8 protein-coding genes are annotated in these 5,967 nt (G+C 64.4%); 3 read left to right on the top strand and 5 right to left on the bottom strand.

Annotation, left to right across the window (positions count from 1 at the left end; translation table 11 throughout):
* Positions 1-328: peptide chain release factor-like protein (locus ACIQ3R_RS14180; protein ID WP_397419510.1), on the top strand; the 328-nt coding region annotated here is incomplete at its 5' end.
* Positions 329-339: 11 nt separating this feature from the next.
* On the opposite strand, the gene ACIQ3R_RS14185 is transcribed toward ACIQ3R_RS14180, so the two are convergent.
* The 4 genes from ACIQ3R_RS14185 to xth all read right to left on the bottom strand — a co-directional run bounded on the left by ACIQ3R_RS14185 (position 340) and on the right by xth (position 3,409).
* Positions 340-753, bottom strand: coding sequence for a polymer-forming cytoskeletal protein (locus ACIQ3R_RS14185; protein WP_397419511.1), 414 nt, complete (start codon positions 751-753; stop codon positions 340-342).
* Positions 734-1,888, bottom strand: coding sequence for a M23 family metallopeptidase (locus ACIQ3R_RS14190; protein ID WP_397419512.1), 1,155 nt, complete (start codon positions 1,886-1,888; stop codon positions 734-736). Before ACIQ3R_RS14190 ends, ACIQ3R_RS14185 begins: the two co-directional genes overlap by 20 nt.
* Positions 1,889-2,029: 141 nt before the next feature.
* Complete coding sequence (locus ACIQ3R_RS14195; protein ID WP_397419513.1) at positions 2,030-2,491, bottom strand: peroxiredoxin; 462 nt, start codon at positions 2,489-2,491, stop codon at positions 2,030-2,032.
* A gap of 138 nt (positions 2,492-2,629) precedes the next feature.
* Positions 2,630-3,409, bottom strand: coding sequence for an exodeoxyribonuclease III (gene xth / locus ACIQ3R_RS14200; RefSeq protein WP_397419514.1), 780 nt, complete (start codon positions 3,407-3,409; stop codon positions 2,630-2,632).
* 112 nt (positions 3,410-3,521) lie between these two features.
* Between xth and ACIQ3R_RS14205 the strand changes: the two genes are divergently transcribed.
* A complete protein-coding gene (locus tag ACIQ3R_RS14205) occupies positions 3,522-4,250 on the top strand; it encodes a hypothetical protein (protein WP_397419515.1) in 729 nt (242 codons plus the stop codon).
* 6 nt (positions 4,251-4,256) lie between these two features.
* Here ACIQ3R_RS14205 and erpA read toward each other — a convergent pair whose 3' ends face one another.
* Positions 4,257-4,589 (bottom strand): iron-sulfur cluster insertion protein ErpA, encoded by a 333-nt coding sequence (gene erpA, locus ACIQ3R_RS14210; protein ID WP_397419516.1) that lies wholly within the window; start codon positions 4,587-4,589, stop codon positions 4,257-4,259.
* 82 nt (positions 4,590-4,671) lie between these two features.
* Here erpA and ACIQ3R_RS14215 point away from each other — a divergent pair, with 82 nt between their 5' ends.
* Positions 4,672-5,850 carry a deoxyguanosinetriphosphate triphosphohydrolase gene (locus ACIQ3R_RS14215; protein ID WP_397419517.1) on the top strand — a complete coding sequence of 393 codons (1,179 nt, stop codon included), beginning with the start codon at positions 4,672-4,674 and terminating at the stop codon, positions 5,848-5,850.
* Positions 5,851-5,967 lie beyond the last annotated feature (117 nt).

Here is a 5,967-nt window from a genome sequence, read left to right on the forward strand (position 1 = left end):
CCACATCCCGACCGGCATCGCAGTGGCCTGTCAGACGCAACGATCTCAGCATCAGAATCGGGACCAAGCCTGGAAGATGCTGCGCGCGCGACTCTATGAGGTAGAGCTGGAGAAGCGAGAGGCAGCCCAGGCGGCGCTGGAAGACGCCAAGACCGACATCGGCTGGGGCCATCAGATCCGCAGCTATGTGCTGCAGCCGTATCAGATGGTGAAGGATCTGCGGACCGAAGTGGAGACCTCGGACACTCAAGGAGTGCTCGATGGCGATCTCGACGCCTTCATGGGTGCGGCTCTGGCGCAACGGGTGGGAGCCACGCGGGAGGGGTAAGGTTAGGAGTGTTACTCTGCCGCGACGATGCTGAGCGCGGCGGGCGCTTCAGCGGGGAGCTCCAGGCTGCGGCCCACGAAATGCGCGCCGGCCTCGATAGAAAGCTCTCCGTGACTGATATCGCCGTCGACCTGAGCAGAGGCGAACAGGCGGACCACCCGCGCGGAGATCATTCCGGTGACGCGGCCGCGAATGTCGACCGCCTGGGCCTGGATCGTGCCCGAAACCTGGCCACGCTCGCCGACGGTCAAGCGCCCGGCGACGAGATCGCCCTCCACAGCGCCGTCTAGCTGAAGGTCGCCTGAGGTCGAGAGATCGCCCTTGAATGTGACGTCCTCGGCGATCAGGGACGCAGCGATCGCGCGGCGCGCAGGTGACTGGGGCTCGGGAGCGGCGATGTCGCCCTTAGCGGATTTCGCGAACATATTGGCCGGCCTTCAGGAAGCGGGCCGGGTTCTGAGCCCGGCCGTTGACCCATACCTCATAGTGGAGGTGTGTCCCAGTGGAGCGACCGGTGGAGCCCATGGCGGCGATACGCTGACCGACACCGACGCGCTGGCCGGGGCTGACATTGAAGCCGGATAGGTGTGCATAGCGTGTCTTTAGGCCGCGACCGTGGTCGATCTCGACCACATTCCCGTAACCAGACCTACGGCCGGTGAAGGCGACGACGCCTGGGCCCGTAGCATAGATCGGTGTGGCGTGCGGCCCAGAGAAATCCAGACCTGAGTGGTAGGCAGGACGGCGCGTGAATGGGTCGAGCCGTACGCCATAGCCACTGGACTGCCGCGCGGACGCGGTGGGGCGGGCGATGGGTAGATCGTCGACGGCCTCGTTAAGCGCCTCGGCGTCGCCCACTTCACGAGCGGCCCGCTGGATGCGAGCGGCGAAGTTCTCGTCAATGTCGAGTACGGCGGCCAAAGCGCGCGGGTCCTTGGACTCGATCAAGGGCCCGCCCAACTCACCCGTCCGATCGGCAAAGGAGGAGGGGGATAAACCGGCCATGCGGAATGCCATTCGCAGCCGGTCTGCCCGGCCGCGAGCGTAGGTGTCGGCGGCGTCAAGCAAATGTTCCTGGCCTATGCGGACCTTTTCTACGCGGCGCGTCGGGCTGGCGTCCTGGCTGGCCAGGGCTCGGTTGATAGCGGGGGTAAGCGCCTCAGCTGCGCCGGGTGATCCCTTTAGGTCAGTAAGCAGGAGCGCCAGGGCGGCGTGCCGTTTCTCAATCTCGGCGGCCATATCAGAGCTTGAGCCTGAGGCGGCGTTCAAGCGGGCCAGGGCGCTGTCGAGGCGAGCCTGCCGGTCGGCCACATGGCGCTCCGACTGTGCCTTAAGGCTGGCGATTTCGCGGTCAGCCGCGGACGCTGAGAATAAATTCACCAACATCGCGGCAGTGGCTACGCCCATCCATAGCGCGCCGGCTGCGACGCCGCCGGCCAGCACCAGCTGTTTTCTGGTCGTCAGAACGAAGGCCTTCATCGCCCCGCCTGAGCGGACGTAAAGGTGCCGTTCCGGGAATAGCTCCACGAGCGCTCGGCCGAGATCGGTCAGACGTTTCATGCTTGCGTCGATTGTCCCCAGACCCCGCGCTGCGGCGTTATGTGATGACCTTTCCGCGACAGGCAACCCCCAATCGCCCCCTGATTGGCCAGAGCGTTGAATTGCCTGCGAGTGATCATTGTTAATCGGCTATGGCGCCACTTAGGCCGTTTGAACCGCCTTCAGAACTTCGGCGGCATGGTTCGGCACCTTGACCTTACGCCACAGTTTCTTGATCTGACCGTCGCAGATGAGGAACGTGGAACGGTCGATCCCCATGTAGCTGCGACCATACATGCTCTTCTCCACCCAGGATCCGTAGCGCTCGATGACCGCGCCATCCGGATCCGAGCCTAGGATCACGTTTAGGCCGTACTTGCCGGCGAACTTGCGATGAGCAGCCACACTATCCTTCGAGACACCGACCACCGTCGCGCCGGCCCTGGCGAATTCGGCCGCGAGATCGGTGAAGGCCTGGGCTTCCTTGGTGCAGCCGGGCGTATCGTCCTTGGGATAGAAATAGAGCACGACCGCCTTGCCCGCAAAGTCAGTGAGCTTCACCCGGCCGTCCGGCGTCTCGAGATCGAAATCGGGCGCGGCAGAGCCTTCAGTAACGGTGGTCATTGGGTGCTCCCTTATCGCTCCGAGATAGGGCGTGGCGCCTGACTGTCCAGGGGCACGGTCTCGTTCAGTGACACAAACGCATGGTGTGTCGTGCCTCGTTCTGCATGTGGTCCGCTTTTTGCGGATGCTAGATCGCCGCTAAGCGTCCAGTTCAACCACCAGGGGAACATGGTCCGAAGGCTTGTCCCAGCCGCGCACGTCGCGGTGGATGGCGACGCCAGACAGGCGATCCGCAGCCTGGGGCGAGAGCAGAGCGTGGTCGATGCGGATGCCGTGGTTACGGGGCCAAGCACCGGCCTGATAGTCCCAGAACGTGTAGGCGCCGGGGGAACCGTCGATTTCCAAAAATGCATCGGTCAGACCGAGATTCTTCAGGGCGCGGAAGGCTGTGCGGCTCTCGGGCTGAAAGAGCGCATCCCGGGTCCAGGCGGCGGGATCGGCCGCGTCGCGCGGATCGGGGATAACGTTATAGTCGCCCATCAGCAACAGCGGCTCCTCCAGGGTTTGGAGTTCGCGGACATGGGCCTCAAGACGCGCCATCCAGGCCAGCTTGTAGGCGAACTTGTCGGTTCCGACCGGATTGCCGTTGGGTAGGTAGATCGAGGCGACACGGACAGGCAAGGCGCCGGACACGATCGCCTCAATGTAGCGGGCCTGGTCGTCGCCGTCGTCGCCCGGCAGGCCGCGACGTACGTCTTCCAACGGCGTTTTCGAAAGAAGCGCGACGCCATTGTAGGTCTTCTGGCCATGGACGGCGATGTTGTAGCCCAACCGTTCAAAGGCCTCGGACGGAAATTTCTCATCGACGCACTTGATCTCCTGGAGGCAGGCGATGTCGGGCTTGGCTTCCTCGAACCAGCGCAGGACGGTTTCTAGGCGCGCATTTACCGAGTTCACATTCCAGGAGGCTAGGCGCATCGCGGACTCCGAGCGGGATCGACCACCGGTGTAGCTTTCGTCGAGCGCGAACGGTAGCGCCGACTTGACCCGACGTGCGGCGCGTGCGCCCGTTTTCGCTAGGAGACCCACGATGCGGCGACTGGTGACGACTGGCCTTTGTCTGGCGGTCTTGACGAGTGTCGGAAACGCCCAGCCCGCTCTTGAAGCGCCAGCCGTTCAACTGCGGGAAGGGCTCTGCGCGCCGGCGATGCTGACCCGGATGGTGGTCCGTAACATCTCGCCGGGCCTGGCCGCGGCCGCGCCAGCCGCGCAGCCACGCTCGATTTGGCGCAAGGGTTCAACGCAACTTCGAACCGAAGAGGTTCCCGACCCCTCGCGGGGCGTACACAACATTGTGGTGGTTTCCTCACCGGACATATGGATGGTCAACATGACCTCGAGGTCCGGCCAGCACTCGGTCGACCCCGGTCCCACCTACGAGGTCCGTGCGCCGATCCTGCCCGTCGGGCCAGGGATGCCCGGAGAATTGATTCAGCTTGAGTACGGATGCGAGGCCGAATTCGTGGCCGCGAGGATGCCCGGAGCGCCGCGCCCGGTATCGTGGGGCATTGAGGCCGCCCAGCTCCATACGGCGGCGTTCGGCGAGTTTGAGTTGTCCATCCTGATGCACGTGCGCCGAAAGGCGCCGCTCATGGTGGTTTATGCGAAGGCCGGTCAGGCGGTGTTCGCCGTCCGCTATGACGAGTTCCGTTCTGGGCTTCCGGATCGGCCCGATCTATTCGCACCGCCGAAGAACGTCCGCATCATGGAGGCGCAGCCGCAGTCGCCCCCGCCTCCGACGCCAGGCGACCGTCTATAGACGCGTTCAGATCGAGAAGCTGACGCCGCAGCCGCAGCTGGACTTAGCGTTGGGGTTGCGCACCCGAAATTCCGCGCCGGCCAGTTCATCGACGTAGTCGATCTCGGAACCTTTGAGCAGGGCGAGCGAGACGACATCAACCACTGCGGCGGCCCCGTCGCGCTCGACCTTGAGGTCATCCGGCTCGGCGGCGTCGACCAGGTCGAACTGGTACTGGAAGCCCGAACAGCCGCCGCCGTCGACGGCCACACGCAGCATCAGCGGACGGCCCTCGCGTTCGGCGATGGCGTGCAGCCGGCGAGCAGCGGATTCAGACAGGGTGAGGTCGGTCGTAGGCATGGGTGATTAGACGTTCCTGACAACCAGACTATATGTGGCCGCGTCGGGCCTCCACCAAGAGGCGAGCAGATAGCACGGTTCGATGGCCTTTTCCTTACCCGCGCGCGTCGCCTATGCCGAAGACGCGCAGGCGTCGCGTGGCCGCAAGGTTCCCGAAGCGCCCAGCCGGACCCGGACCGATTTTGCCCGTGACCGTGACCGGATCATCCACGCCAGCGCCTTTCGCCGCCTGAAAGAAAAGACACAGGTTTTCGTCGCGCATGAGGGGGATCATTTCCGCACGCGCCTGACCCACAGCCTGGAGGTGGCGCAGATCGCGCGCTCGCTGGCGACGGCGCTGGGGCTGGACGCCGACCTGGCCGAGACCATCGCGCTGGCGCACGACCTCGGTCATCCACCGTTCGGTCATGCTGGCGAAGATGAGCTGCAGGTGCAGATGCAGCCTTTCGGTGGCTTCGATCACAATGTGCAAACCTTCCGAGTGGTGACCAAGCTGGAACGGCGCTACCCGCGCTTTGATGGTCTGAACCTCACGTGGGAGACCCTGGAAGGAGTCATCAAGCACAACGGGCCGGTGGTGGATCAACTGGCCAAGCCCTCGTGGCGGGCGATCTCTGAGTTCGATGCGGACTATGATCTCCGCCTGGATACCTGGGCGTCGGCTGAGGCGCAGGTGGCCGCACTTTCCGATGACATCGCATACAACAATCACGACGTGGATGACGGCGTGGCGGCGGGTGTGTTTCAGCTCGACGAGCTCATTCAGGTGCCTCTGATCGGGCCGCACATCCTGGCCGCGCGGGCTGACTATCCGGACTGCGATCCCGGAATCCTACGGCTTGAGGCCGTGCGCCGGATGATCGGCGCCATGGTCGACGACGTGATGGCGGAAACCGAGTCCCGGGCGGCCACGGCCAAAGTGGGCTCACCCGAGGCCGTGCGGATGCTCGGCGGGCCGCTGGTGGCCTTTTCGCGGACCATGATCGAGGACTTGGCGCAGTTGCGCCTGTTCTTGACCGAGCGGATGTATCGTCATTGGCGGGTGAACCGCACCCGCAGCCAGGCGCGGCGTATCCTGGCCGAGATGTTCCAGCTCTTCATGGGCGAGCCCGATGTCTTGCCGGCCGAGTGGTACGCCCGCGCAGAGGGGCGGGATGAAACCGGGCGGGCGAGGGTGGTTTGCGATTACATCGCCGGAATGACGGACCGGTTCGCCATCGAGGAGCACCGCAAGCTGTTTCACCTTGATGTGTGGAACTGAGACGGCCAACCACCCACAGATTTCGTGCGGCGGAGTGCGCGCCGCGCGGTCGGACCTTGGGTAATGTGACAGGGACTGCGTGCGATTCGCGCCGCTAGCCGCCGGAGCCTCCGCGAT

It is taken from the genome of Phenylobacterium sp., from assembly GCF_044371015.1.
GTDB lineage: Bacteria > Pseudomonadota > Alphaproteobacteria > Caulobacterales > Caulobacteraceae > Phenylobacterium.

Excerpts from the sequence above, each read along its gene's own strand:
- ACIQ3R_RS14195 (WP_397419513.1), bottom strand. The coding sequence starts at position 2,491 with ATGACCACCGTTACTGAAGGCTCTGCCGCGCCCGATTTCGATCTCGAG.
- ACIQ3R_RS14190 (WP_397419512.1), bottom strand. The coding sequence starts at position 1,888 with ATGAAACGTCTGACCGATCTCGGCCGAGCGCTCGTGGAGCTATTCCCG.
- ACIQ3R_RS14185 (WP_397419511.1), bottom strand. The coding sequence starts at position 753 with ATGTTCGCGAAATCCGCTAAGGGCGACATCGCCGCTCCCGAGCCCCAG.
- xth (WP_397419514.1), bottom strand. The coding sequence starts at position 3,409 with ATGCGCCTAGCCTCCTGGAATGTGAACTCGGTAAATGCGCGCCTAGAA.
- ACIQ3R_RS14215 (WP_397419517.1), top strand. The coding sequence starts at position 4,672 with ATGGCCTTTTCCTTACCCGCGCGCGTCGCCTATGCCGAAGACGCGCAG.
- erpA (WP_397419516.1), bottom strand. The coding sequence starts at position 4,589 with ATGCCTACGACCGACCTCACCCTGTCTGAATCCGCTGCTCGCCGGCTG.
- ACIQ3R_RS14205 (WP_397419515.1), top strand. The coding sequence starts at position 3,522 with ATGCGGCGACTGGTGACGACTGGCCTTTGTCTGGCGGTCTTGACGAGT.